The organism is Streptomyces sp. CNT372, assembly GCF_000377145.1.
On sequence record NZ_KB897784.1, the window covers coordinates 77,646 to 103,753 of the forward strand.

Sequence of the window (26,108 nt, forward strand, 5' to 3'; positions counted from 1 at the left end):
CGCCACGCCGGGCGCATGCGGTGGACGGTCTCCCGCGTCGGCCGTCCGTTGCGGCCGCCGTCGATTCAGTCCTCGAACCGCAGGTGAGGAAACCTGCCGCTCCTGCCCCGCCATCTGAAGCACTCAATCCGCCAGCTGAGGCGCTCAGCCAGTTAGACGCGCGGGGCGGGCCGGGCCCGAGTGGGGGACGCGTCACGCGCCCGGGCGGCGCTCACCGGCAACGCGCGCCCCGCACCGGACGGAGAGCCGGGTTCAGGCCGCAGTGTCCCGCGCCCCCGCCCTGTGGGCCATGGCCGACGGGGTGAAGCGGCCGACGATGGCCGGCGCCTCCTGGACCAGGGCCTCGTCCTCGAGGGCGGACACCATGAAGAGGGCGAAGTCGGTGCGGCGGGTGCGGTTGCTCGCGAGGACGGGGTCGCCCACGTGCCGGCTCCACACCGGCAGCCCCTGGGCCTCTCCCTCCTCCAGGTCGCTCCCCCGGACGACGGTCCACCGACGGCCGCTGGCGAAGACCCGGCGGCAGGCCTCCACCTGGTCGCGCACGTCGATGAGGCGCGCCAGCCGCAGCAGCGGCCCGGCGAGCGCCACGGAGGCGCGCAGCCGGCGGGTGTACACGTCCTTCCCGTCCCGGGTGATGTGCCAGCCGCAGGAGAACACCAGGCGGGCGTCCGGCCGCGCGTGGTCGAGCACGGCCTGCGCGGTGCCCGTGGCGTACCCGTGCACCCCCCAGGGGACGAGCACGGTGAGGACCCCGTCGCACCCCTCCACCGCCCGTGCGATCACCGCCGGGTCGTCGGTCTGCCCGGGGACGATCCGGATGCGCCCGGCGAACTCGTCCAGCTTGCCGACGCTCTTCTCCCGGCAGACCCCGACGACCTCGTAGCCGCGGTCCAGGGCGTGCCGGACCATGTAGCGCCCGAGCTTCCCGGAGGCGCCGACGACGCAGACCCGCCGCCCCGCCCCCTCGCCGGACCCCGTGCCCGCCGCCTGGTTCCGTTCCATGCCGCCTCCCTCGTCCCGCGCTTGCCTTACAACGTAAGGATGCAACTTACGTCGTAAGGTTGTCAATCGCGTGCACGGAGGACACAGGCTCCGGGCAGACACCAGGGAGGACCCGTGACCGAGGAGCAGAACCCGACAGCGGCGCCCCGCCGGCGGACGCTCAGCAAGGAGGCGGTGCTCCGCGCGGCCGTGGAGCTGGCGGACGAGGCGGGCGGCCGGGGTACGCCGACGATGCGCGCGCTGGCGGAGCGGCTGGGCGTGGAGGCCATGTCCCTCTACCACCACGTCCGCAACAAGGAGGCCCTGCTCGACGGCATGGTCGATCTGGTCTTCGGCGAGATCGAGCTGCCGCCGCGGGACGGCGGGTGGCGCGACGCGCTGCGGCTGCGGTCGGTCTCGGCGCGCGAGGTGCTGATCCGGCACCCCTGGGCGATCGGGCTGATGGACTCCCGGCGCCACCCGGGCACCGCCACCCTCCGGCACCACGACGCGGTCCTCGGCTGCCTCCGCACGGGCGGCTTCTCGGTCGCGGGGGCGGCCCACGCGTTCTCGGTCCTGGACAGCTATGTGTACGGGTTCGCCCTCCAGGAGCTGAGCCTGCCGTTCGACCCGTCGGGGCGACGCGGCGAACTCGCGGAGGTGGCCGCCTCGATCACGGCCGACCTGCCCCCGGACGCCTTCCCGCACCTCGCGGAGCTGATCACCGAGCACGCCCTGAAGCCGGACTACGCGTACGCGGAGGAGTTCGGCATCGGCCTGGACCTGGTCCTCGACGGGCTGACGGAACGGCGGTCCGCCTGGGCGTGAGCCGCCCGGGGCCCCGGCCACCGGCGCCCGCGGGTCAGGCCGCCGCCTCCAGACGGAGGTGCCAGCGGCCGGGGCTGCCGGTGAGGGTGACGGTGGAGAGGGGGCGGACGTCGACCTGCCAGTACATCGAGGGGTGGGCCCGGAGCGCGTAGACGAACGCGGCGCGGACCACCGCGGGCTCGGCGACGGCGACGATCGCGCCGCCCACGTCGCCGGGCCGGGTGTCCAGCCAGCCCCCTATCCGGGAGATGAAGGCCAGCAGGGGCTCCCCACCGTGCGGCGCGCTGCGCGGGTCGGAGAGCCAGGCGTCGACGGCGTCCGGTTCGCGGGCCGTGACCTCGGCGAGGGTCCAGCCGCGCCAGCGGCCCATGTCGCAGTCGCGCAGGGCGGGCTGGGCGATGGGGGCGAAGCCGAGGGCCTCCCCGGTGGCGCGGCTGCGGGTGGTCGGCGAGCAGTAGCGCAGCTCGGCGGAGCTCAGCGGCACGAGGGCGTGTGCGGCGAGCTGGACCTCGTGCCAGCCCGCCTGGTCCAGCGGCCGGTCGTCGTCGAACCGCTCGGTGAGCAGCGCGGAGCTGCGCGCCGCGGCGACCAAGGTGACCCGGACACTCATGGCGTGATGGTGCTGGTCGGCGGGCCCCTGGTCAAGGGGTCGGGGCCCTGGCGGGCGCCCGGCCGGCGGGGTCAGCGCGGCGGGCCGCCGTACGCCGTCTCCAGCCGTCGCACGCCCTCCGTGAGGTCCGCGGGACCGGCCACGGCGGCGAAGCTCAGGCGGATGTGCCCGGCGGGCGGCTCGGCGCAGAAGTACGGGCGTCCGGGGGCGACGGCCACCCCGGCGCGGAGCGCGGCGCCGACGAGGGCGGACTCGTCCGTGCCGTCGGGCAGCCGCAGCCACAGATGGTGGCCGCCGGACGGGACGTGCGGCAGGTCGAGGTCCGGCAGCCGCAGCCGCAGCGCGGCGGCCAGCGCGTCCCGGCGGGTCCTCAACTCGGCCGACACCGACCGCAGATGACGGCTCCACGCGGGCGAGCCGACCAGTTCGAGGGCGGCCTCCTGGAGGGGCCGCGGCACGAAGAAGGTGTCCACGACATGGATCGCGCGCAGCCGCTCCAGGACCGGGCCCCGGGCGGCGAGCATCCCGACGCGGAGGCTGGGCGAGGTGACCTTGGTGAGCGAGCTGACATGCACGACGACCCCGTCCCGGTCGTCGGCGGCCAGCGGCCTCGGCAGGGTGCCCGCGCCCTCGTGGACGAGCCGGCGGGCGAAGTCGTCCTCGACCACGAACGCGCCCGCCTCCCGCGCGATCCGCAGCAGTTCCGCGCGCCGGGCGGGGGCGAGGACGGCTCCCGTGGGGTTCTGGAACAGGGGCTGGCAGACCACCACCCGCGCCCCCGTGGCGCGGAACGCGGCGTCGAGCAGGTCCGGTCGGAGCCCGTCCGCGTCCACCGGCACGGGGACCGGGCGCAGTCCGGCGGCGCGGGCGATGGCGAGCATCCCGGGGTAGGTGGGCGACTCCACGAGGACCGGCGCGCCGGGTGGGGCGAGCGCCCGCAGCGCGGTCGTCAGGGCCGCCTGGCCGCCGGAGGTGACGAGGACGTCGGCCGGGCCGAGGGTGTCCCCGGTGCCGCGGGCGAACCACTCGCGCAGTTCGGGGAGGCCGTCGGCGGGCGGCCGGGACCAGGCGCCGGGGCGGCGGCCGGCCCGGGCGAGGGCGGCGGCCAGGGCGCGTTCCGGCTGGAGGGAGGCGTGCAGGTAGCCGCCGTTGAACTCGATGACACCCGGCGGGGGCGCGGCCAGGGTGACGAGGACACCGGAGGCGTCCACGGCGCGCGGCACGACCTCGGCGGCGGCGTCCGCGCTGAGGGCGACCTCCTGCCAGGAGGTGTCCCCGGGCGGGGGTGCGGCGGCCGGTTCGGCGCGGAAGGCCCCCGCGCCGGGACGGGTCACCACGAGCCCTTCGGCGACGAGCCGGGCGAGGGCCCGGGAGACCGTCACCGGGGAGACGCGATGGCGTTCGACCAGCTCCCGGCTGGAGGGGAGCTTTCCACCGACCGGATAGCGCTCCAGCTCACCCTTCAGGAGATCCGCCAGTTCCACCACACTGCTACGCTCGTGCATGAGAGCACAGAATAGCGCTACTCCGCTCACCCCGATAGCGGTCGGCACCCCGTCCGGGCCGGGCCCCGGTGCGTCCGCCGGCCCCTCGCTCGCGGACGCGCGGATCGGCACCCTGCTCGCCGGACTCGGCGTCGTCGCCTTCTCGCTGACCTTCCCGGCCACCGTCTGGGGCCTCGACTCCTTCGGGCCCTGGTCGCTGGTCGCCTTCCGGGGGGTGCTGGCCGCGCTGCTGGCGGGCGCGTTCCTGCTGGCCCTGCGGGTCCCGGTGCCGGACCGCCGCCACTGGGCCGGGCTCGCGGTGGTCGGCGGCGGGGTGGTCATCGGCTTCCCGCTGCTGACCACGCTGGCGCTGCGGACCTCGACCTCCGCGCACGCGGCGGTCGTCGTCGGGCTGCTGCCCCTGACGACGAGTGTGTTCGCGGCCCTGCGCACCGGGCAGCGACCGTCGCGCACCTACTGGGCCGCGGCCCTCGCCGGGGCCGCCGTCGTCCTCGCGTTCACCGTCCAGCAGAGCGGCGGCACCCTGCACACCGGGGACCTGTACCTCTTCGGGGCGCTGCTGGTGTGCGCGGCCGGGTACACGGAGGGCGGCCGGCTCGCCGCGGTCATGCCCGGGTGGCAGGTGATCGGCTGGGCGCTGGTGCTCTGCCTGCCGCTGTGCGTCGCGGGCTCGGCCGTCGCCTTCGCGTTCGAGCCGGTCGACCTCACGGCGCGGGGGCTGACGGGCCTGCTCTGGGTCTCGGCCGGTTCGCAGTTCTTCGGGCTGTACGTCTGGTACCGGGGCATGGCCGGCATCGGGATCGCCCGCGCAAGTCAGCTCCAGCTCGCGCAGCCGCTGCTCACCCTGGTGTGGGCGGTGGCCCTGCTCGGGGAGGACCTCTCCCCCGCGGCCCCGCCGGCCGCGGCCGCGGTGCTGGTGTGCATCGCGGTCACCCAGCGGACAGCGCCGGGGAGGCGGCTGCCGCGCGGGGACGCGCAGGGCCCGGCCGGGCGGTCCGCCGTAGACTCGAATGGACCGGCCACCACCGAACGGGACACGTCGAGGAGGTCACTCCCGATGGAAGCGAACGTAGGCGACACCCTGTTGGTCCACGGCAGGACCGTGGGAGACCACGACAAGTCCGCCGAAGTCCTCGAAGTGCTCGGGCAGAAGGGCAGTCCGCCCTTCCGGGTCCGCTTCGACGACGGCCACGAGGCGGTGCTGTCACCGGGCCCCGACTGCACCGTCCAGCACCACGACAAGGGCTGAGCGGACGGGCGGCGCGGGGGCTCCCGGACGGGCCCCGCCCGCCGTAGCCCCGCGCCCGCGGCTCAGTGGCGGCGCCCGCCGCGCGTCCGCCCCGCGTAGTGGTCCGCGACCACCCGCGCCATCGCGCCGACCGGGTCGTCCCGCACCTCCAGCGCCGAGAAGAAGCAGTGACCGGCCACCTCCTCCCGCCCCGCGGCGTAGGTGAGGTGCCGGGACAGCTCCGCCGGGTCCTGCCAGGGCGCGGGCTGGCCCGCGGCCCCGGCCTTGTAGAGCGCCTCCCCGATGTACAGGTCCGTCCCGGTGCCCGCGGCGACCTCGGACCACCAGTCCACGAGGACGTCGTAGTCGGCGGCGGCGAAGCCCCGGTGCCAGTAGACCTGCGGGACCACATAGTCGATCCGGCCCTCCCGGACCCAGGCGCGGGTGTCGGCGTGCAGGTCGTCGTAGGTCTGCACGCCCGCCCGGGTAGCGGAGCCGAGCGGGTCGGTGGCGGCGTTGCGCCAGACGCCGAACGGGCTGACGCCGAAGCGGACGCCGGGCTTCAGGGCCCGGACCCGCTCGCGCATCTCCCGGATCAGCAGATCGGTGTTGGCCCGCCGCCAGGCCGCCCGGTCCGGGTGGCCCGCGCCGTACCGCTCCCACGCGGCGTCGTCGTCGAACCGCTCGCCGGCCACGGGGTACGGGTAGAAGTAGTCGTCGAAGTGGACCGCGTCGACGTCGTAGCGGCGGACCGCGTCCGTCATCGCGTCCTGCACGAAGGACCGCACCTCGGGCAGACCCGGGTTGTAGTACAGCTTCCCGCCGTACGGGACCACCCACTCCGGGTGGCGGCGCGCCGGGTGCGAGGCGACCAGACGGGACGGGTCGGCGTGCAGGGCCACCCGGTACGGGTTGAACCAGGCGTGCAGTTCGAGGCCCCGGGCGTGCGCCTCCGCCACGGCGGTACCGAGGGGGTCCCACCCGGGGTCGCGGCCCTGGGTGCCGGTGAGGTACTGGCTCCACGGCTCATGGGGCGAGGGCCACAGCGCGTCGGCCGTGGGGCGGACCTGGAAGACGACCGTGTTCAGCCTCCGGTCCACCGCCGTGTCGAGATACGCGAGCAGTTCGGCGCGCTGCTCGGCGGCGGGGAGGCCGGGCGCGGAGGGCCAGTCGCGGTTGGCGACGCTCGCCAGCCACATGCCGCGGAAGTCCCCGGCGGCGCGCGGCCCGCCGGGCGGTGCGCCCGGTCCCTGCCGTGGCGCCGGCCCCGGGCGGCCCGTGGCCGCCGCGTCGCCCGCCGCGGCCAGGGCGGTGAGGGCCGCCGCGGCCGTCACCACGAACCCTCTTCTCCCGATTCGCCCCACTGTCCCGCCTCCTTCTGTGCCGGGGTGCCGGCCTTGGCCGGCCCGTGCCCGGGGAGCATGCCCGCCCCTGACGCCCGGGCATCCGCGCATCCGGAGTAACGTCGTGGGTCGGCGGGCGCCGGAACCGTACGGGGGACCCGCCGGGTGAAGACCATCGAAAGGCATGAGGTGACGGACTCAATGGCCGACATTGCACGCGTCGGAGTGGTGGGCTGCGGCCAGATGGGCGCGGGCATCGCGGAGGTGTGCGCCCGCAGCGGCCTCGAGGTGATGGTGGCCGAGACCACCGGCGAGGCCCTGGAGATCGGCCGCACCCGGCTGCACAACTCCCTGACCAAGGCGGCCGAGCGCGGCAAGATCACCGAGGAGGAGCGGGACGCCACCCTGGCCCGGCTCTCCTTCACGACCGACCTCGGGGAGTTCGCCGACCGCGACCTCGTCGTCGAGGCCGTCGTGGAGAACGAGCAGGTGAAGACGGAGATCTTCCAGGTCCTCGACCAGGTGGTGACCCGGCCGGACGCCATCCTCGCCTCCAACACCTCCTCCATCCCGCTGGTGAAGCTCGCGGTCGCGACCTCGCGCCCCGACCAGGTCATCGGCATCCACTTCTTCAACCCGGCGCCCGTGCAGAAGCTGGTCGAGCTGATCCCGGCGCTCACCACGTCCGAGGAGACGATCAAGCGCGCCGAGGCCGTGGTGCAGCAGGTGCTGGGCAAGCACCCGATCCGCGCCCAGGACCGCTCGGGCTTCGTGGTGAACGCGCTGCTCATCCCGTATCTGCTCTCCGCGATCCGGATGTTCGAGTCGGGCATCGCGAGCCGTGAGGACATCGACAACGGCATGGAGATGGGCTGCGCCCACCCGATGGGGCCGCTGAAGCTGTCGGACCTGATCGGTCTGGACACGGTCGCCTCGGTGGCGGACTCGATGTACGCCGAGTTCAAGGAGCCGCTGTACGCGGCCCCGCCGCTGCTCCAGCGAATGGTGGACGCGGGGCGGCTGGGCCGGAAGACCGGATCGGGCTTCTACGTCTACTCCTGACGCCCCGGACGCCGACGGCCCGGGTGGGGGTCCCCGCCCGGGCCGTCCGCGCTCGCCGGGGTGAGGGTGCCCGCAACGGGGCGTCCGAGCCTCAGCCCAGGTGCGGGTGCAGATGGTGGAGCATCAGCAGGCCGGCGGCCATGTTCGCGGCCGGGATCTCGCCGCGGGCGATCATGTCGGGCACCAGCTTGAGCGGCACCCACTCCCGCCGGGAGGACTCGAAGGCGTCCCGGGGCGGGCCGGTCCAGGTGGCCTCCTCGCTCCAGTAGAGGTGGTGGCGCGCGTCGCTCAGCCCGTTGGACGGCTCGACGGTCAGCAGAGGACGCAGTGGGCCGGGGCGCCACCCGGTCTCCTCCTCCATCTCGCGGGCCGCGGCGGCGGCGATGTCCTCACCGTCCTCCACCACACCGGCGGGCAGCTCCCAGCCCCAGCTGTCCGTGATGAAACGGTGCCGCCAGAGCAGCAGGACCTCGCCCGCCCCGTTGACGGCGGTCGCGACCGCGACGGGCCGCAGCCGGATGAGGAAGTGGTCGAGGTGCCGGCCGTCCGGGAGGGCGACGTCCGCGAGGTTGACCCGGAACCACGGGTTCTCATAGATGGTCTGTTCGCTTAATTTCGTCCACTGCACGTTTCTGCCACCTTCCGACTCGTCGGTGGCAACATGGCAGCAGCAGCGGGCCGTCAGGGGAATCGGCGCCGGAGCGAAACCGGCCGACGGCGCGCCCTGGGCCCACCGCGCCTCACAGGGGGACGCGAAGCGCCCCGTCGATCGCTCCGGCGGCCTCGGTCGCCTCCGCGCAGCCGCTCGCCGCCAGGTGGTCGCGGACGCTGCGCAGCCGGTCCCGCAACCGCCGCGACTCCATGCCCCGGGCCCGTTCCAGCATCTCGGCCGCCGTGCCCGCGGCCCGGTCCGGCTCGCCCTGGCGCAGCTCGATCCGGGTGAGCATGGCGAGCCGGTGGACCCGGCCGCGGTCGTGGGCGGGGGTGTCCACGGCGGCGGTCGCGTGCGCGCGGGCGGGAACGAGGTCGCCCAGGCTGAGCAGGGCCTCGGCGACCTGGACGTCCACCAGGCCCGGCTGGACGTAGCCCGTCTCCTCCGGTTCGGCGCCGGGGCGGATGCGGTCCGCCTCCGACTCGGCGCGGCGGATGCAGGCGGTCGCGCCCGCGCCGTCGCCGAGGTGGGCGTACGCCTTGGCCTGCATCGCGTACAGGTCGGCCGCGAGGGCGGGGGTGATCTGCCCGCCCGCCGAACGCAGCGCGGCCTCCGCGAAGGCGACCGCCTGGCGGTGCTCCGACAGGAACAGCGACTGGTTGACCAGCAGCGCGACCACATACGCCCCCAGCCGCCGGTCGCCGCTCGCCTTGGCGAGGCGCAGCGCCTGGTGGAAGTAGCCCTGGGCCAGGCCCTGGGCGTCGGAGTCGTACGCGCAGATCCCGGCGACGGCGACCAGTCCGCCGGCCGCACGGTGCAGCCGGCGGCCGAGCGCGTCGCCGTAGGTGCCGCGCAGCAGGGGCGCGGTCTCCGCGTTGAGGAAGCCGACGACGCGGGCGCGGGTGGCGATACCGCCGGCCCGGCGGTACATCAGCTCGTAGTGGGCGCGGGCGGAACGCAGCATCTCCACGTCGGCGGCGCTGACCTGGCCGGCGCCGTCCCGGGAGACATCGGCGTCCTCCGGCGGGTTCTCCCACTCCCAGACCGGGATGACGGCGGGGGTGCCGGTGACGGCGGGGGCGTCGACGACATGCGGGCGCTGCTGCTCGTCGGAGCGCCAGAGGGCGCTGGCCCGGTCGACGAAACCGCAGAGGGAGGCGCTGCCGGTGCCGTCCGCCGCGCCGGACGCGGCGAGGCCCACATCGGCGAGGTGGACAGGACGGCGCAGGCGGGCGGCGAGGACCTCGCAGATCAGGTCGGGAACCTGGCCGCGGGGGCGCTGGCCCTTCAACCACCGGGCGACAGCGGTGTGTTCGTAGCGCAGGGAGAGCCCGCGGGCCCGGCCCGCCCGGTTGACCCGGGCGGCGAGACCGGCGTGGGAGACACCCGCTTCGTGGAGCAGCGCGTCGAGCAGGACGTTGGGTTGCATGGGGTCCCCTCCCCTTCCCTCGGTCCGCGTCAGCCTAATGGAGGACGATTCGCACGGGGTGTGAATCGTGTGTCCTTTTCCGCTGCTTTCGCACGCTCCCGCGCGGGGCGGCGAGGCGGTTGACTCGGTCCCCTCGGAAAGAGCAGCCGGGCCGCCGGCTCCCCCTCGTACAGCACGGCGGCCCCTCGTGCCGCCCGCCCTGCCGATCTGCCCGACACTCCGTGGCAGGGCGGGCGGCGCCGGCTGCGACTCCCTGCCGCGCGGGCCCGGGGCGGGCCCTGCGCGCGGAGCCGGGAGGGCGTCTTCCCCCTGGCCCCTCCCGGCGCCCCGCGCGCGCTGCGCCCGCGAGCACCGGTTGGACGCCGGTCCCCGGACCGGCGCGCCGGGTGCGCGGTGCCGTCACGCCCCGCCGGGCCGCCGCCCCCTCGCCTCGGGGGCGCCACGGCGCCGACACGCGGCGACCCGGGTGCGCCGCGCCGCGCGCACCGGCCGGACGCCCGAACGGGACCGGAGGGCGGTTGCGGTCACAGGAGTCACGGATGTCACAGGACGTCCCGGAGCGGACTGCGGCGCCACGCCGCCGACACGCGGCGACCGGCGTCCGGCCGCCGAGCCTCGCGCACCGGCCGGGCCGCGGGTCTACCCGCCCCGTCCCGCAGGGCCACCGCGACGCGGGCGCGTCCCGTGCGGGAGGCCGGGACCGCCGTCGGGCCGGGACGGCGCCGCCCCGCCGACCGCGACGCGCGCGGCCACGCACAGGCACCCGGGCCGGCGGCGGCCCGTCCCCGTGACGCGCGCGGCCACGCACAGGCACCCGGGCCGGCGGCGGCCCGCCCCGCTCCGCCCGGCCCGTCCGCGCGGCCCGGGCGGCCCGTCACCGTGACGCGCGCAGCCTCAGGAGGTACACCGCGGTCCCCGCCACCGCCCGGTCCGTGTCCCGGGACAGCTCGGTGAGGGCCCGGGTGGCCGTCGGGCCCGGGATGCCCGCGAGGGCCTGGGTCAGCCGGCCCCGGGCGGGCGCCGGGGTCGCGGCGCGGGCGATGCGGGCGGTGAGCGCGGTCGCCAGCCGCTCGGCCGTCGCCGCGTCGCCGGCCAGGACGCCGAGGGCGTCGGCCGCGTCGGTGTCGTTCCGGCCGGCCACGATCATCTCGACGAGTTCGGGGACCGCGTCGGCCTCGCCCCGCCCGCCGAGGGCGACGGCCGCGTGGCCCCGGACCGCGGCGTCCGGGGCGGCGAGAGCCACCCGCAACCCATCGGTGGCCTCGGGGCCCGGCAGTTCGGCGAGGGCCTGAACGGCGCGCTCCCGGACCGCGGCCACCGGCGAGCCCAGCCCCCGGGTCAGCAGCGGCCCCGCGCCGTCGGCGTCCGATCGCGCCAGCGCCCACCGCAGGGCCCCCGCGACATACGGGTCCGACTCGCTCAGCGCCGCCTCCACCAGGGCCTCCACCGGTACCCCGCCCGCCGAGGCCAGGGCGGCCCGCTGGCGCGTGCCGGCACTCGCGGAACCCAGCCCCTGCAGAAGGGCGACGACCTGGAGGACGTCCTCCCAGCGCCGGGGTCCGCGGCCCGGATGCGGTCGAGCCGCCGGAGCAGTTCGGTCTCGGCCGCGATGCGCTCGCGCGTCCGCTGGACGAGCTCCCCGACGAGTGCCGCGGGCGCGAAGGCGGGGTCGTCGAGCGCGAGTCCGATCTCGCGGAGCGAGAGCCCCAGGGACCGCAGGCTCTCGATATGGAAGATCCGCCGGATGTCCTCGGCCGCGTATTCCCGGTAGCCCGAGCCCGTGCGTTCCGAGGGCCGCACCAGGCCGAGCGACTCGTAGTGCCGGAGCATCCGCGCGCTCACCCCGGACCGTCGCGCCACCTCACCGATCAGCACGGTGCTTCCTCGTCCGTCCCGGGGGCGCCGGCGAGCGCCACGACACGCCTGGCCTCCTCGACCGCCGCGGCGAATCCCGCGTCCGGGTCGTACAGCAGGCGCAGCGTGGCGATCGCGTGTGCCCGGACCCGGGGATCGGCGGACGCGGCCCCGGCGTCCAGCACCGGCACGGCCTCCTCCCCCAGCGTGACGAGCGCCTGGCTGAGGCTGAGCTGCGTCGGCTGCCCGCCGCGCCCCAGCTGCGCGGCCAGCACGGCCGCCAGGGCGGCTCGCTCCCCGTCCGGCACGAGGACGACCGCGGCCCGCCAGGCGCTCCGCGCGACCTCCTCGTCCGGGTCGGCCAGCACGGCCGGGGTGATCACCGGATACGCCCGCCGGTCGGCGACCTTGGAGAGGGTGTGCAGCGCCTGGCTGCGGGCCTGCGCCCGGTCGGAGCGGACCTCGCGCAGCAGCGCGGGGAGTGTGAGGGCCACCGGGTGGCGGGTGAGTGCCCAGGTCAGCATGTCGCGGACGAAGAAGTCGGGTTCGACGGCGCAGCGCTCGACGAGGGGTGCGACCAGGCACGGCCGGGGCGCCGCGCCGACCGCCAGAGCCGTCCTCAGCCGCACCGAGGCGCGGCCGTCCGCCAGTCCCCGCAGCGCCCGCGCCACCTCCGGGTCCTGCTTGGTCTCGGTCATCGGGACCACCTCCTGGGGACGCAGTGAAGACCTTGTCATCGTGTCAAGGTCAAGCCCGGGCCACCGCCGGGCCCACGGCGTCCCGCATCCCGCCCCCATGCCGAAGGGGTGCGCCCCGGCTCGGTGAGCCGGGGCGCACCCCTCAGAGGCGGGAGCGCCGGAGCCCCGGAGGGCCCGGGTGGCGTCACACGCCCCGGAGGACCGCCCCCGTGCGCTCGGTGGCCAGCGCCACCGCCGCGTCGCGCGCGGCCGACGCCTCGTCGACCGTCAGCGTGCGGTCGGGGGCGCGGAAGCGGAGCGCGTACGCGAGGGACTTGCGGCCCTCGCCGAGCTGCTCGCCGGTGAAGACGTCGAACAGCCGCAGGGACTCCAGTAGTTCGCCCGCACCTTCGCGCAGCGCGGACTCGACCTCGGCCGCCGGGACCTCGTCGGCGACGACCAGGGCGACGTCCTGGGTGGCGACCGGGAAGGCCGAGATCCGGGGGGCCTCGACCGCCTCGCCGCCCGCCTGCTCCAGCAGGTCGAGCTCCAGCTCCATCGCGCAGGTGCGCTCGGGCAGGTGCAGCGCCTTGACGACCCGCGGGTGCAGCTCGCCCGCGTGGCCGACGAGGGTCTCCTCACCGTTGATCGTCGCGTAGAACGCGGCGCAGCGGCCCGGGTGCCAGGGGGCGTGCCGGTCGGCGCGGACGACGAGGTCGACGCCGGCCTCCCGGCCGAGCAGCCGCCCGGTCTCCACCGCGTCCGCCCAGTCGGCCGGGCGGCCCTTGCCCCACCAGCCGTTCTGCTCGCGGGCGCCCGAGAGGACGACCGCGGCGCGGCGCGGCTGGCGCGGCAGGGCCGCGTTCAGGGCGGCGATCTCCCCGGCCGTGGGCCGCCGGTCGACGGGCGGCAGCGGCGCGGGCCGCTCCTCGCCGGTCGGCCGGAAGACCAGCCCGGTCTCGAAGAGGGCCAGGTCGTGGCTGCCCCGGCCGTCGTTGCGGCGCAGGGCCGCGAGGAGGCCGGGCAGCAGCGTGGTGCGCAGCGCCGGCTCCTCGTCGGAGAGCGGGTTGACCAGGGTGACCACCCGGCGGCGGGCGTCGTCCGCCTCCAGGCCGAGCTGGTCGAAGACCTGCTCACCGAGGAAGGGATAGTTCGGCGCCTCGACGTAGCCGGCGCCGGCCAGCGCGCGGCCGGCGCGGCGGTGCAGCCGCTGGCGGGCGGTCAGGCCGCGGCCGGACGGCGGGGTCGGCAGCGTGGAGGGCAGGTTCTCGTAGCCCTCCAGCCGGATGACCTCCTCGGCGAGGTCGTTCGGCGCGGCGAGGTCGGGCCGCCACGAGGGCACGGTGACGACCAGCTCGTCCTGGCCGTAGACGTCGCAGCCGACCTCCTGGAGGCGGCGGACCACGGTCTCGCGGCCGTAGGCGACGCCCGCCACCCGGTCCGGGTGGTCGGCCGGCATGGTGACGGTGCGCGGCGCGGAGGGCGTCATGAGCTGGGTGACGCCGCCCTCGGCGGTGCCGCCGGCCAGCAGGACCAGCAGGTCGACGGTGCGCTGCGCGGCGGCGGCCGCGGCCTCCGGGTCGATGCCCCGCTCGAAGCGCCTGGACGCCTCGGAGGAGAGCCGGTGCCGGCGGGCGGTGCGCGCGATGGCGACCGGGTCGAAGTGCGCGGCCTCGATGACGACCTCGGTGCTGGCGCCGGCGGCGTCCTCGTGGTCGGCGATCTCGGTGTCGGCACCGCCCATGACCCCCGCGAGCCCGATCGGGCCGCGGTTGTCGGTGATGACCAGGTCCTCGGCGTCGAGCACCCGGGTGGTGCCGTCGAGGGTGGTCAGCTTCTCGCCCTGCTCGGCGCGGCGGACGCCGATCGGCCCGTCGACGCGCGAGCGGTCGTAGGCGTGCAGCGGCTGGCCCAGCTCCAGCATCACGTAGTTGGTGATGTCCACGGCGAGCGAGATCGGGCGCATGCCCGCCTTCTGCAGGCGGCGCTTGAGCCAGATCGGGGAGCGCGCCTCGGGATCGAGGCCGACGACGGTGCGCGCGGTGAAGCGGTCGCAGCCGATCGGGTCGGACACCTGCACCGGGTACCCGAAGGAGTTCGGGGCGGGCACGTCCAGCAGCGCCGGGTCGCGCAGCGGCAGGCCGTAGGCGGTGGCGGTCTCGCGGGCGACACCGCGCAGCGACAGGCAGTAGCCGCGGTCGGGGGTGACGGCGATGTCCAGGACCTCGTCGACGAGTTCCAGGAGTTCGATCGCGTCGGTGCCGGTTTCGACCTCGGGCGGCAGCACGATGATGCCGCCGGACCCGTCGTCGCCCATGCCCAGCTCGTCGCCGGAGCAGATCATGCCGTGCGAGGTCCTGCCGTAGGTCTTGCGCGCGGAGATGGCGAAGTCGCCGGGGAGGACGGCGCCGGGGAGGACCACGACGACCTTGTCGCCGACGGCGAAGTTCCGGGCGCCGCAGACGATCTCCTGCGGCTCACCCGTACCGTTGGCCCCCCCGACGTCGACGGTGCAGAAGCGGATGGGCTTCTTGAAGCCCTCCAGCTCCTCGATGGTCAGCACCTGTCCGACGACCAGGGGGCCCTTGAGGCCGGCGCCGAGCTGCTCGACCGTCTCGACCTCCAGGCCGGCGGAGATCAGCCTGGCCTGCACGTCGCGGCCGGTCTCCGTCGCCGGCAGGTCGACGTACTCCCGCAGCCAGGAAAGCGGGACCCGCATCAGATCTCCATCCCGAACGGCCGGGTGAACCGGACGTCACCCTCGACCATGTCTCGCATGTCTTCGACGTTGTGGCGGAACATCAGCATCCGTTCGATGCCGAACCCGAAGGCGAATCCGCTGTACTTCGCGGGGTCGACGCCGCAGGCCGTGAGGACCTTCGGGTTGACCATGCCGCAGCCGCCCAGCTCGATCCAGCCCTCGCTGGAGCAGGTGCGGCAGGGGCGGTCCGGGTTGCCGACGGACTCGCCGCGGCAGACGTAGCAGACCATGTCCATCTCGGCGGACGGCTCGGTGAACGGGAAGAAGTTGGGCCGCAGCCGGGTCTTCATGCCCTCGCCGAACAGGGCCTGGACCATGTGGTCCAGGGTGCCCTTGAGGTCGGCCATCGTCAGGCCCTCGTCCACGGCGAGCAGCTCGACCTGGTGGAAGACGGGGGTGTGCGTGGCGTCCAGCTCGTCCGTGCGGTAGACCCGGCCGGGGCAGATCACGTAGACCGGGGGCTCGCGGTCGATGAGCGAGCGGATCTGCACGGGCGAGGTGTGGGTGCGCAGCACCACGCCGGACTCGGCGCCGTCCTCCGCGCCCTTCACGAAGAAGGTGTCGTGCTCGCCGCGCGCCGGGTGGTCCGGGCCGATGTTGAGCGCGTCGAAGTTGAACCACTCGGCCTCGGCCTGCGGGCCCTCGGCGACCTCGTAGCCCATGGCGACGAAGACGTCCTCGATGCGCTCGGAGAGCGTGGTGAGCGGGTGGCGGGCCCCGGCGGGGACGCGGTCGTACGGCAGGGTGACGTCGACGGCCTCCTCGACGAGGACGCGGGCGTCACGCTCGGCCTCCAGCTCGGCCTGGCGGGCGGCGAGCGCCTTGCCGACCTGGCCGCGGGCCTGGCCGACGCGCTTGCCGGCCTCGGCCTTGGCCTGCGGGGGCAGCGCGCCGATCTCACGGTTGGCGAGGGAGAGGGGCGAGGTGCCACCGGTGTGCGCGGTCTTCGCGTGGGCGAGCGCGTCGAGCGAGTCGGCGGCGGCGAAGGCGGCGAGCGCCTCGTCCCGCATGCGCTCGATCTCTTCCGGTTTCAGTGCCTCGACCTCGACGGGGTCGTACGACTTATTGGGTGCGGACATCTCTTCCCGTACTTCCGAATGGGCTGGCTGGGGACCCCGCACGTCGACCAGGGACGACCGAGGACGCAAAGGTGCCAAAGGCCGAGTCTAACGGGGTGGTGGGAGGCGGATGAGCCCGTGGGCCGCCCGGCGGCCGCTCAGAGGAGGTGGGCCGGGGTGCCGACGGGCAGGGTAAACCGGAACTCGGCGCCGCCGCAGGGGCCGCGCCCGACGGTGATCGTCCCGCCGTGCGCCTCGACGATGCCCTTGACGATGTAGAGGCCCAGGCCCGTGCCACCGCGCTTGCTCCCCCGCCAGAAACGGGTGAAGACACGGCCCATCGACTCCTCGGGGATGCCGGGGCCCTGGTCGCTCACGGTGACCGCCGTGCCTTTCTCGTCGTGGTCCGCCGAAACCGGCGCCACCTCGATGGTGACGGTTCCCTCGCCGTGGCGCACCGCGTTTTCCAGGAGGTTGCCGAGGACCTGGTCGACCTTGTCGGGGTCGGCCCACAGGCCGGGCAGCGCGGGGCTGATACGCAAGGCGAAGCGGTCGGGGTCCTGGCCCCCGGCGATGTGGGCCTGGACGTGCCGGCGCACGGCGGCGGGCATGTCGACGGGCTGGCGGCGGATCTCCAGGCGGCCGGAGTCGATGCGGGAGATGTCGAGGAGTTCGGCGATCAGCCGGGAGATGCGGCCGGCGTCGGCGTCGACGGTCTCCAGCATCAGCCGCTTCTGGTCGTCGGTGAACCGCTCCCACTTGGCGAGCAGGGTGGCGGTGAAGCCCTTGACGGAGGTCAGTGGGGAGCGCAGCTCGTGGGCGACGGTGGCGATCAGCTCGGCGTGGCTGCGCTCGGTACGGCGCCGGGCCTCGGTGCCGCGCAGGGTGACGACGACCCGGCGCACGGGCCCGGTGGGGGTGTCGCGGACGTACCGGGCAGCGACCAGGACCTCCCGGCCTCCGGGGAGCAGCAGGTTCCGCTCGGGCTGGGCGACGCGGGTGCTGAGCCCGCCGTACGGGTCGGTCAGGGCCCACCAGCGGCGGCCCTTGAGGTCCTCCAGGGGGAGGGCGGTCTCCAGGGGCGCGCCGAGTGCCCGGGCCCGGGGTACGGAGGTCAGGCGTGCGGCGGCCTCGTTGAAGCAGACCACGCGGCCGGTCTCGTCCGCGACGACGAGCCCGTCCGGGAGGTCGTCCGGGTCGATCGCGGGCGCGTCGGCGGTCCCGGCGCGGCGCAGGACGGCCTCCGGTGTCCGGTCGGGCCTGCTGGTCCCCACGGTCATGCCCCGTAATCCCACCTCTCCGCTTCCGAGTGGGCCCCGAGCACGTCACCCTACTAGCTGAAAGTGACGCCGCGGACCCCCTGAGCGAGTGGCCCTCCCCGAGCGGGTGGTCCTCGCCCCCTCAGGCGGTGCCGCGTCCCCGGCGCTGGGCACGCGCCGAGGCGTAGAGACATACGGCAGCGGCGGTGGCCAGGTTCAGCGACTCGGCCTTTCCGTGGATGGGGACGCGGACGACGGCGTCGGCGAGCGCCCGGGTCTCCTCGGGCAGGCCCCAGGCCTCGTTGCCGAACACCCAGGCGGTGGGGCCGCTCATGGTGCCGGCGTCCAGTTCGGCGTCGAGGTCGTCGTCGCCCGCGCCGTCGGCGGCCAGCACCCGGACCCCGGCCTCCTTCAGTCCCGCGACGGCCCGCTCGACGGGGACGCCGACGGCGACCGGCAGATGGAAGTGCGAACCGACGGAGGCGCGCACGGACTTGGGGTTGTAGAGGTCCACGGAGGCGTCGGTGAGGACGACGGCGTCGGCGCCGGCGGCGTCCGCGCAGCGCAGCACGGTCCCGGCGTTCCCGGGGTCCCGGACGTGGGCGAGGACGGCGACGAGCCGGGGGCGGGCGGCGAGGATGTCCTCGAACGGCGAGTCGAGGAAGCGGCAGACGCCGACGAGGCCCTGCGGGGTGACGGTCTGGGACACCTCGGCGAGCACGGCGGCGTCGGCAAGGTGGACCCGGGCACCGGCCGCGCGGGCCGCGTCCACGATCTCCGCGTACCGCTCGGCGGCCTCGGCGGTGGTGAAGAGTTCGACGAGGGTCGGCTCACCGGTGGGCCCGCGGTGGGCGACGGCCTCGCGGACCGCCTGCGGGCCCTCGGCGATGAACAGCCGGTCCTTCCCCCGGAAGTTCCGCTTGGCGAGGCGCCGGGCGGCGGTGACGCGGGGGGAACGCGGGGAGATCGGCTCGGGGGTGGGCATCTGCGCCTGCGGCTCTCTGACTCGGTCGGACGGGCTGTGGGGCGGGACGGGTGCGGCCGGCCGCCCGGTGGGCGCGGGCGGCGGGGGGGACGACCGGGGTGGCCGGTGACGGCTGCGCGCACGGCGGCGACCGGGTGCACGCGGCGAAACGCGGCGGCCGGGTGCACGCGGCGAAACGCGGCGGCCGGGTGCACGCGGCGAAACGCGGCGGACCCGCAGGCCCGGGGGCCTGCGGGTCCGGACGGCTCGACGAGCGTCAGGCAGCCTTGGGCGCGTTGACGTCGCTCGGAAGGGCCTTCTGGGCCACCTCGACGAGCGCGGCGAACGCGTTGGCGTCGTTGACCGCGAGCTCGGCCAGGATCTTGCGGTCCACCTCGATGTTGGCGGCCTTCAGACCCTGGATGAAGCGGTTGTAGGTGATGCCGTTCGCACGGGCAGCGGCGTTGATCCGCTGGATCCAGAGCTGACGGAAGTCGCCCTTGCGCTTCTTGCGGTCGTTGTAGTTGTAGACCAGGGAGTGGGTGACCTGCTCCTTGGCCTTGCGGTACAGGCGCGAACGCTGGCCGCGGTAACCGCTGGCCTGCTCGAGGATCGCCCGGCGCTTCTTGTGGGCGTTGACTGCCCGCTTGACGCGTGCCACTTGTTAACTCCTTGTAGCGGGGCCGTGGTTCATGATCACACGGCCCGGAAACGAATAGGTCCCGGTCCCGGCGTCCCGTCCCCGTGGGCGGGGACGGCGGACGTCACTTGCCGAGAAGCTTCTTGATCTTCGCGGCGTCGCCCGGGGCCATCTCGGCGTTGCCGGTGAGGCGGCGCGTCAGACGGGACGACTTGTGCTCGAGCAGGTGGCGCTTGCCGGCGCGCTCGCGGAGCACCTTGCCGGAGCCGGTGATCTTGAAGCGCTTCTTGGCACCGCTGTGCGTCTTGTTCTTCGGCATCGCGCCGTTGTCTCCTCATCAGTGGCGCTCCCCCGGTGCGAGCACCGGACTGCGGGAGCGTCAGATCGTCGTGGGTGTTCCGGGCGGAACCCGGGGCCGCCGGAGCGGCCCCCCGGTTCACGCCTCGGGCGTGTTCTCCGCGGGTGCGTCGGAGCTCTGGTCCTGCGAGCCCTGGCGCTCCGCCTTGCGTGCGGCCTGGGCCTCACGCGCCTCGGCCATGGCCTCGGTCTTCTTCTTGTGCGGGCCGAGAACCATGATCATGTTCCGGCCGTCCTGCTTGGGGTTCGACTCGATGAAGCCGAGGTCCTCGACGTCCGCAGCGAGACGCTGCAGCAGACGGAAGCCGAGTTCGGGGCGGGACTGCTCACGACCACGGAACATGATCGTGATCTTGACCTTGTCGCCCTGCTTGAGGAACCGGACGACATGACCCTTCTTGGTGTCGTAGTCGTGCGGGTCGATCTTCGGCCGGAGCTTCATCTCCTTGATGACCGTGTGCGCCTGGTTCTTGCGCGCCTCACGGGCCTTCATGGCCGACTCGTACTTGAACTTCCCGTAGTCCATGAGCTTGCAGACGGGCGGACGGGCGTTCGCCGCCACCTCGACCAGGTCGAGGTCGTACTCCTGGGCAAGCTCCAGGGCCTTGGCAAGCGGAACAATCCCGACCTGCTCGCCGCTGGGACCGACAAGTCGCACCTCGGGAACGCGAATCCGGTCGTTGATGCGGGGCTCGGCGCTGATGGATCCTCCTAAGTAGCACCACACGACCGCCTGGCAGACAGCCGCGTAACGTCTGTTTCGTCAGACCAACCGCGCCGGAACACGAAAAATGCCCCGGACGGGACGCAGGCGGATGCTCCGTGGTACCGGAACACCGCCGCGGACATCGCGGGGCGCACATCGGGCGGCTTCCATCGTCCGTACGGAACGATGGGCGCCGCCTGACCGGTGACCCGCCGCCCGGAGGGCGGCCAGGTGGGAGATCGGAGCCTCCACTTGCGGGCCGGGCACACAGGTGTCCGGCCGGTCGTCACACAAGGTTAGCAGCTCCCGGGGGATGCGGCGAACCATCCGGAACGGGCGCGCGGGGTGCCCGCGGTGCCGGCGGGGGCGGGGCGCCGGCCGCGCGCGGGGACCAGGGCGGACGTCTGTGCGGCGGGGCATATCGTGTGGGGCATGAGTGACGCGACCTCCCCCAGCGACCCCAGTGCCCCGTCCGCTGCCCCGTCCACTGCCCCGGACTCCCCCGACTTCGACGCCATGGCCCGCGACATCGCGGAGGTCCCCGCCGTCGAGGTGATCGTCACGGTCGCGGTCAACCTGATGAGCGCCGCCGCCGTCAAGCTCGGACTGACCGAGGACGGGGACGCCCACAAGGACCTGGACGAGGCGCGCAAGCTGGTGCACGCGCTGGCGGGTCTGCTGGACGCGAGCACGACCGAGATCAGCTCCTTCCACGCGGCTCCGCTGCGGGACGGGCTGAAGTCCCTCCAGCTCGCCTTCCGCGAGGCGTCCGTCGTCCCGGACGAGCCGGGCCAGGGCCCGGGCGAGAAGTACACCGGTCCGGTCTACGGCTGACCGCGCGCGGCGGGGCGCGGGCCGCGCCCGCCCCCGTCCCGCGCGCCGGACCGGCCGCGGGATCTCAGGACCGCACGAACAAGGGCTCGCCCGGAGGGGCCGCCTCGGCCGGCAGCACTGCCAGGTCGAGGCCCTTCACCAGGCGGGCCCTCAGTACGTCGTGGGACGCCAGGGCCCCGGCCACCCGCCGGGCCGCCTCGGCCGGCACCGCGTCCGGCGCCAGGACCAGGGCGAGGGTGCCGTCCGCGTCCCGCGCCGGGACCAGGTGGGCGCGCGCCACGCCCGGCTCCCCGGCCACCGCCTCGCGCACGGCCTCGGCGACGGCGGGGTCGGTCAGCGGGTCCGTGCTGGTGCGGCCCTCCGCGAGGGCCAGCAGCGCCCGGCCGGTGAGCTGGTAGGTGACGGGGCCGGCCAGGTCGATCACCAGGGTGTCGGCCTTCTCGTGCGCGGCGGCCTGCAGCGCCTGGTGCAGCGGCACGGCGACCGGCCGGGCGGCGGGGTCCCAGAGCGCCAGCGAGGCGAGCGAGGTGAAGGCGGGCAGCGCCCGTCGGTCACCGGCGGTCAGGGTGGGGACGGCCATGTCGCTGGTCTTCTCGCGGCGCAGCCCGGTCTCCGGGTCCTCCTCGACCTCGCCCAGCACGGCGACCACGGGGACGAGGAGCCGGGCCCCCTTCAGGGCGGCGAGGACGGGCTCCTCGGCCGCGGGGTCCCCGGCCCAGGCGGCGAGCGCCGCTTGCAGGGCCGGGTCGGCGGTGCCGTCGTCGTCGGAGAAGCCGGGGTCCGGGATGTTCTTGAGCGCCACGCACCGAGCCTAGCCGCCCGCGTGGTGGCGCCGACGCGGGGCTCCCGGTCCGCCCCGGCCCCCGTCGGCCGGCCCGCGTCACCAAGCTCGCGCCCAGGGGGTCCGGCGGCCCGGGGCCGTGGGGGCGGTCGGCTCCGGTCCGCGTGGGCCGGGCCGGGCCGGGCACGTGGTGCGGCGGGGGCCGATGGCCGGCGTCGTGTCAGGCGCGGCGGGGGCCGCCTCGCCAGAGGACGACCGCAGCCGCCAGCAGCAGCACGCCCACGCCCCCGGCCGCCGGGGCGAGCAGCCGGGACGCGGTGTCGTCCTCTGCGGGGTCGGGGCCCTTGCCGAAGTACTGGCGGGTGTGGCCGGAGGAGGCGGCGAGATCCGCGGGGCGCAGCTTCCCGCCCGCCTCGATCGCCGCGGCCGGGTCGACGAAGCCGTAGCCGCGCGCGTCGTCCCGCCCGTTCTCGGGGGCGTTGCGGGCGGTGTCCCGGAGCAGCTTCTTGATCTGGGCCGGGGTGAGTTCGGGGTGGGCGGCCCGCACCAGGGCGACAGCCCCGGAGACGAAGGCGGCGGCGGCGCTGGTGCCCCAGCCCTGGTAGTACTTCCGGTCCGGGTCGGCGATCACCACGTCCACGCCGGGGGCGCTGACGGTCGCGTACCAGCGGCGGGTGGAGAAGGAGGCGTGGGTGCCGAAGCGGTCGACGGCGGTCACCGCGATCACCCCGGGGTAGGCGGCCGGGTAGGAGATCCGGTCCCCCTTCTCGCCGCCGTTGCCCGCGGAGGCGACGACCACGGACCCCTTGGCGAGGGCGTACTGCACGGCGGCGTCCTCGGTGGCCTCGGGGTGGGCCGACTCGCTGTCGTCGCCGAGGGAGAGGTTGATCACGTCGGCGCCCTGGTCGGCGGCCCAGCGGATGCCCTGGGCGAGGGCCGTCCCGCGTGACTTGCGGGCCCGGTCGCGGGCGGGGTCGGCGCCTTCGAGGATCACGCGGACGGGCAGGATCCGGGACTCGGGGGCGATGCCGATGACGCCGGACTCGCGGCCGGGGCCGTGGCCGCGGGCGCCGATGATGCCGGCCATGGCGGTGCCGTGGCGGGCCCAGGGGCGGTCGCCGCGGCCGGCGCCGAAGCCTATGAAGTCCTTGCCCGGGAGGACCGCCCCGGCGAGGTCGGGGTGCTGGTCGTCCACGCCGGTGTCGAGGACGGCGACGGTGATCCCCTCGCCCTTGGTGGTCCGCCACGCCTCGTCGGTGTGCAGGGCCTCCAGGCCCCACTGCTGGGCGCGGATGGTGTCGGCGTGGGCGGGGGACGCGGCGGGCAGTACGGCGAAGGCGGTGGCGACGAGCGCGGCGAGGAGGCGCCCGCGGCGCGGCGGGAGCGTCATTCGGCTTTCTCCGTGACCTGGCGGGCGGCGGCGCGCAGGGTGCGCTCGATGGCGGCGGCGACTCCGGCGGCGTCGTGGCCCAGGCCGGACTGGGCCTGGGTGGAGGTGGCGCCGTCCGCGGTGGCGGCCTGCGCGGGCTGGGGGTCGGTGACGGGGCGTCCGTCGGCGAAGCCGGACACGGCGAAGACGACGACGGGCGCCTCGGTGACCACGTCGACGGTCCAGCTGGCGCGCTGCGCGCTGCCGAACCCGGCGGCGGGGGTGCCCTCGGCGGGCAGGGCGCGGGGCATCAGGTCGCGGCGTTCGCCGAGGCGTTCGGTGGTGAAGCGGTTGTGGAGGGCGAGCATGGCCTGCTGGTCGGCCTCGGTGAAGACCAGGCCGACGGTGACGACGCTGCTGGCGGTCGCGTCGGTGTAGGTGGCGCGCACGACGCGGTCGCAGCCGACCTGCTGGAGGGTCTTGGTCAGCAGCGGGTCCAGCGCGGGGCCGCAGCCGGAGTCGGGCGCGACGGCGACCCGGTTCCAGACGCGCTCGGCGCCGCCGGGGCCGGCCTTGGCGCCCTTGAGGGTGCGCGGGAAGAGGGTGTCCACGGGCACGTTGTGCCACATGCCGCGCACCTTTGCGTAGGTGTCACGGCCGGCGTCCCCGCCGGCCCCGTCACCGGTCAGCCAGGTCCCGGCGGCCGCCCCGCCGATGAGCCCGAGCCCGAGCACGACGCAGGCCACCGCGGCGGCCGCCCGCACGGGCCGCCGGCTCCGCACGGGCCGCAATCGGGTGGTCAGCTCCGCGGGCGTCTCCGGCCGCACCGCCCATCCGTACGCGGTCGCCTCCGGCGGCACCGCCCATCCGTGCGCGGGCGGCCGCGGCGCACCGGGCCGCGGCGTCATGTCGACACTCCCCACGGGCCGGCGACCGGCGCCGGAGGCGCCGGCACCTCCGGGGGGCGTGGGGCGGGGCCCGGGTACGCCGGGGGCGCCGGCAGGCGCCCGGGGTGTCGTGCCGGCGCCGGGGACGGCGGGAGCACCCGCCGCGGACGCCGCCCGGCCGCCGACGGCCGGACCCGGGGCGTCCGGGGTACGCGGGCCCGGGGCCGCGGGAACGACCGGGGGCCGTACCGGCAGCTCGGCGGCCGAGGGACCCGCTGGCACCGGACCGGCGGCCCCCGGAGTACGCGGGCCCGGAGCCCCGGCCGCACCCGAGCCCGGGGCGGCCGGAGCCACCGGGGGACGCGGCGGGGCCGATGCCTCGCCGGGCGGCGCGGCCACACGGTCGGACGCAGCCGGGGCACCCGACGCAGCCGCACCCGCCACGGGCCGTTCCCCGGCGCGAGCACCCGCCGCGGACGCCACCCGGCCGCCGACGGCCGGACCCGGGGCGTCCGGAGTACGCGGGCCCGGGGCCCCGGCGGCAGGCGCCCCGGCCGCACCCGAGCCCGAAACGGCCGGAGCCACGGGCGGACGCGGCGGGATCGTGCCCGGCGCGGTCGCCGGGCGTGGGGGGAGGTGGGCCGGGGGGCCCGAGGGGCTGGGGGCGCCCGAGGCGGGGCGCGTGGGTGGTTTCGGGGGGCGGAGCCGGGTGGTGGACTCGCCGCGCGGGGCGGGGGCGTCGTACGCGCCGGGCTGCGGGGGCACCCCGGCGCCCCGGGCGGGTTCCTGCGCGGCGCCGCCCTCCGCGGGCGGCGGGACCGGGCCGGTGGGGCCGTCCGCCGGACGGGCGGGGGGTGGGGTCAGGTCCGCGAGACGGGAGCGCGGCGGGGGCCCGTCGCCCGAAGGGCGCTGCGCCTCCGTGCTCATTCCGCCCCCTGGTCTTCGGCTCGCCGCCGGCGGATCACCCACCGGGGCAGGCCCGTTCGTCAGCTCGTGCGTGTCACTCTAACGGGCTGCACGTGGGGTGGTCGTCCCATGGCCGGGGGTCCGGGGGATCTGCCCAGAACATCCCCTACCCCGGGGTATTCCGGTCTGGCAAGCTCGGGCCATGACTCCCCGTGCAACGGACCGGGCCCGCTACGACAAGGCCACCGCGCAGCTGGACGCCCCGCTCGCGATCGTCGATCTCGACGCCTTCGACGCCAACGCCGACGATCTCGTGCGCCGGGCCGGCGGCAAGCCGGTCCGGGTCGCGAGCAAGTCGGTGCGCTGCCGGGCCCTGCTGGAGCGGGTCCTCGCCCGGGACGGCTTCGCCGGGATCATGTCGTACACGCTGGCCGAGTCCCTGTGGCTGGCGCGGGCCGGGTTCGAGGACGTGCTGCTGGCCTACCCCTCGGCCGACCGCGCCGCCTTCGCGGAGCTGGCCGGGGACGCCAAACTCGCCGCCGCGGTCACCGTGATGGTGGACGACGTGGCGCAGCTGGACCTGATCGACGCCTCGCGCGCGGGCGGCCGGGAGGAGGTGCGGGTCTGCCTGGAGCTGGACACCGCGCTGCGTCTGCTCGGCGGCCGGGTCCGGATCGGGGCGCGCCGCTCGCCGCTACGGGAACCGGCCGAACTGGCGGAGCTGGCCCGCTCGGTGAGCCGCAGACCCGGCTTCCGGCTGGTGGGCCTGATGGCGTACGAGGGGCATGTGGCCGGTGTCGGCGACGCGGTGGCCGGGGCCCCGCTGCGGTCGCGTGCAGTGCGGCTGATGCAGCGGGCGGCGCGCCGGGAACTGGCCGCGCGCCGGGCGGCCGTGGTGCGGGCCGTGCGCGCGGTGGAGCCGGAGCTGGAGTTCGTCAACGGCGGCGGGACCGGCAGCGTCCAGCACACGGCCGCCGAGGACGCCGTGACCGAGATCGCGGCCGGCTCGGGCCTCTACGTGCCGCGCCTGTTCGACAACTACACCTCGTTCCACGGGCGTCCGGCCGCCCTGTTCGCGCTGCCGGTGGTGCGCCGGCCCGGGGTGGGCGTGGTGACGGTACTGGGCGGCGGCTACCCCGCGTCGGGGGCGGCCGGCCAGGACCGTTCGCCCGTGCCGTGGCTGCCGGAGGGGCTGCGCTACGACCCCCGGGAGGGCGCGGGCGAGGTGCAGACACCGCTGCTGGGGCCCCCGGCGGATGATCTCCTGATCGGGGACCGGGTGTGGTTCCGGCACGCCAAGGCCGGTGAGCTGTGCGAGCGGTTCGAGACCCTGCACCTGGTCGAGGGCGACCGGGTCACGGCGAGCGTGCCGACCTACCGGGGCGAGGGCCGCGCCTTCCTCTGACCGGCCCCGGGG

General features: G+C 75.6%; 22 protein-coding genes and 2 pseudogenes. 6 read left to right on the top strand and 18 right to left on the bottom strand.

Annotated features, from left to right (window positions below; translation table 11 throughout):
* Nucleotides 1–252 precede the first annotated feature (252 nt).
* On the bottom strand, nucleotides 253–1,002 hold the full coding sequence (locus C593_RS0119265; protein WP_018848942.1) for an NAD(P)H-binding protein: 750 nt from the start codon (nucleotides 1,000–1,002) through the stop codon (nucleotides 253–255).
* 114 nt (nucleotides 1,003–1,116) lie between these two features.
* Between C593_RS0119265 and C593_RS0119270 the strand changes: the two genes are divergently transcribed.
* Nucleotides 1,117–1,809, top strand: coding sequence for a TetR/AcrR family transcriptional regulator C-terminal domain-containing protein (locus tag C593_RS0119270; protein ID WP_018848943.1), 693 nt, complete (start codon nucleotides 1,117–1,119; stop codon nucleotides 1,807–1,809).
* A gap of 34 nt (nucleotides 1,810–1,843) precedes the next feature.
* Here C593_RS0119270 and C593_RS0119275 read toward each other — a convergent pair whose 3' ends face one another.
* A complete protein-coding gene (locus tag C593_RS0119275; protein ID WP_020610352.1) occupies nucleotides 1,844–2,419 on the bottom strand; it encodes a histidine phosphatase family protein in 576 nt (191 codons plus the stop codon).
* A 71-nt stretch (nucleotides 2,420–2,490) separates the two neighbouring features.
* A complete protein-coding gene (locus C593_RS0119280; RefSeq protein ID WP_037746374.1) occupies nucleotides 2,491–3,924 on the bottom strand; it encodes an aminotransferase-like domain-containing protein in 1,434 nt (477 codons plus the stop codon).
* Between C593_RS0119280 and C593_RS30005 the strand changes: the two are divergent.
* A pseudogene (locus tag C593_RS30005) lies at nucleotides 3,923–4,867 on the top strand (DMT family transporter); the annotation flags it as partial. The gene C593_RS0119280 and the pseudogene C593_RS30005 sit on opposite strands and share 2 nt — an antisense overlap.
* 114 nt (nucleotides 4,868–4,981) lie before the next feature.
* Nucleotides 4,982–5,173 (top strand): DUF1918 domain-containing protein, encoded by a 192-nt coding sequence (locus C593_RS33865; RefSeq protein WP_486591160.1) that lies wholly within the window; start codon nucleotides 4,982–4,984, stop codon nucleotides 5,171–5,173.
* Between the two features lie 62 nt (nucleotides 5,174–5,235).
* On the opposite strand, the gene C593_RS0119290 is transcribed toward C593_RS33865, so the two are convergent.
* Nucleotides 5,236–6,516, bottom strand: coding sequence for a family 10 glycosylhydrolase (locus C593_RS0119290; RefSeq protein WP_026277845.1), 1,281 nt, complete (start codon nucleotides 6,514–6,516; stop codon nucleotides 5,236–5,238).
* A gap of 180 nt (nucleotides 6,517–6,696) precedes the next feature.
* On the opposite strand from C593_RS0119290, the gene C593_RS0119295 reads away from it, so the two are divergent.
* The gene (locus C593_RS0119295; protein WP_026277846.1) at nucleotides 6,697–7,557 is read left to right on the top strand and encodes a 3-hydroxybutyryl-CoA dehydrogenase; all 861 of its coding nucleotides are present in this window, start codon (nucleotides 6,697–6,699) and stop codon (nucleotides 7,555–7,557) included.
* Nucleotides 7,558–7,648: 91 nt separating this feature from the next.
* Here the strand turns inward: C593_RS0119295 and C593_RS0119300 are convergent, their stop codons facing one another.
* From C593_RS0119300 to infC, 11 genes and pseudogenes are all read right to left on the bottom strand, one after another.
* Nucleotides 7,649–8,185, bottom strand: coding sequence for an NUDIX domain-containing protein (locus tag C593_RS0119300; protein WP_018848949.1), 537 nt, complete (start codon nucleotides 8,183–8,185; stop codon nucleotides 7,649–7,651).
* A 112-nt stretch (nucleotides 8,186–8,297) separates the two neighbouring features.
* The gene (locus C593_RS0119305; protein WP_018848950.1) at nucleotides 8,298–9,638 is read right to left on the bottom strand and encodes an NsdA family TPR-like regulatory protein; all 1,341 of its coding nucleotides are present in this window, start codon (nucleotides 9,636–9,638) and stop codon (nucleotides 8,298–8,300) included.
* A gap of 874 nt (nucleotides 9,639–10,512) precedes the next feature.
* A pseudogene (locus C593_RS30010) lies at nucleotides 10,513–11,513 on the bottom strand (HEAT repeat domain-containing protein).
* Nucleotides 11,507–12,190, bottom strand: a complete 684-nt coding sequence (locus C593_RS0119315) for a hypothetical protein (protein WP_018848951.1) — start codon at nucleotides 12,188–12,190, stop codon at nucleotides 11,507–11,509. Before C593_RS0119315 ends, C593_RS30010 begins: the two are co-directional and overlap by 7 nt.
* Nucleotides 12,191–12,374: 184 nt before the next feature.
* Nucleotides 12,375–14,888: a phenylalanine--tRNA ligase subunit beta gene (pheT, locus tag C593_RS0119320; RefSeq protein ID WP_018848952.1), complete on the bottom strand. Its 2,514-nt coding sequence runs from the start codon at nucleotides 14,886–14,888 to the stop codon at nucleotides 12,375–12,377.
* Nucleotides 14,888–16,009 (bottom strand): phenylalanine--tRNA ligase subunit alpha, encoded by a 1,122-nt coding sequence (pheS, locus tag C593_RS0119325; RefSeq protein ID WP_018848953.1) that lies wholly within the window; start codon nucleotides 16,007–16,009, stop codon nucleotides 14,888–14,890. The genes pheT and pheS overlap by 1 nt, the downstream gene beginning before the upstream one ends.
* A gap of 137 nt (nucleotides 16,010–16,146) precedes the next feature.
* Nucleotides 16,147–17,268 carry an ATP-binding protein gene (locus tag C593_RS0119330; protein ID WP_018848954.1) on the bottom strand — a complete coding sequence of 374 codons (1,122 nt, stop codon included), beginning with the start codon at nucleotides 17,266–17,268 and terminating at the stop codon, nucleotides 16,147–16,149.
* A 121-nt stretch (nucleotides 17,269–17,389) separates the two neighbouring features.
* Entirely contained in the window at nucleotides 17,390–18,232 is an 843-nt protein-coding gene (locus C593_RS0119335; protein ID WP_018848955.1) for a TrmH family RNA methyltransferase, read from the bottom strand.
* Between the two features lie 256 nt (nucleotides 18,233–18,488).
* The gene (rplT, locus tag C593_RS0119340) at nucleotides 18,489–18,872 is read right to left on the bottom strand and encodes a 50S ribosomal protein L20 (RefSeq protein ID WP_016642495.1); all 384 of its coding nucleotides are present in this window, start codon (nucleotides 18,870–18,872) and stop codon (nucleotides 18,489–18,491) included.
* A gap of 103 nt (nucleotides 18,873–18,975) precedes the next feature.
* Nucleotides 18,976–19,170 carry a 50S ribosomal protein L35 gene (gene rpmI, locus C593_RS0119345; RefSeq protein ID WP_018848956.1) on the bottom strand — a complete coding sequence of 65 codons (195 nt, stop codon included), beginning with the start codon at nucleotides 19,168–19,170 and terminating at the stop codon, nucleotides 18,976–18,978.
* 117 nt (nucleotides 19,171–19,287) lie between these two features.
* Nucleotides 19,288–19,935 (bottom strand): translation initiation factor IF-3, encoded by a 648-nt coding sequence (gene infC, locus C593_RS0119350; protein ID WP_078521664.1) that lies wholly within the window; start codon nucleotides 19,933–19,935, stop codon nucleotides 19,288–19,290.
* A 411-nt stretch (nucleotides 19,936–20,346) separates the two neighbouring features.
* On the opposite strand from infC, the gene C593_RS30015 reads away from it, so the two are divergent.
* Nucleotides 20,347–20,748, top strand: coding sequence for a DUF1844 domain-containing protein (locus tag C593_RS30015; protein WP_026277847.1), 402 nt, complete (start codon nucleotides 20,347–20,349; stop codon nucleotides 20,746–20,748).
* Nucleotides 20,749–20,812: 64 nt separating this feature from the next.
* Here the strand turns inward: C593_RS30015 and C593_RS0119360 are convergent, their stop codons facing one another.
* The 3 genes from C593_RS0119360 to C593_RS0119370 form a co-directional block, all read right to left on the bottom strand.
* Complete coding sequence (locus C593_RS0119360; RefSeq protein WP_018848959.1) at nucleotides 20,813–21,550, bottom strand: SseB family protein; 738 nt, start codon at nucleotides 21,548–21,550, stop codon at nucleotides 20,813–20,815.
* A gap of 199 nt (nucleotides 21,551–21,749) precedes the next feature.
* Nucleotides 21,750–22,919, bottom strand: a complete 1,170-nt coding sequence (gene mycP / locus C593_RS0119365) for a type VII secretion-associated serine protease mycosin (RefSeq protein ID WP_018848960.1) — start codon at nucleotides 22,917–22,919, stop codon at nucleotides 21,750–21,752.
* Nucleotides 22,916–23,806: a hypothetical protein gene (locus C593_RS0119370; RefSeq protein WP_037746384.1), complete on the bottom strand. Its 891-nt coding sequence runs from the start codon at nucleotides 23,804–23,806 to the stop codon at nucleotides 22,916–22,918. The genes mycP and C593_RS0119370 overlap by 4 nt, the downstream gene beginning before the upstream one ends.
* Nucleotides 23,807–24,893: 1,087 nt before the next feature.
* On the opposite strand from C593_RS0119370, the gene C593_RS0119375 reads away from it, so the two are divergent.
* Nucleotides 24,894–26,096 carry an amino acid deaminase/aldolase gene (locus tag C593_RS0119375; RefSeq protein ID WP_018848962.1) on the top strand — a complete coding sequence of 401 codons (1,203 nt, stop codon included), beginning with the start codon at nucleotides 24,894–24,896 and terminating at the stop codon, nucleotides 26,094–26,096.
* Nucleotides 26,097–26,108: the final 12 nt, after the last annotated feature.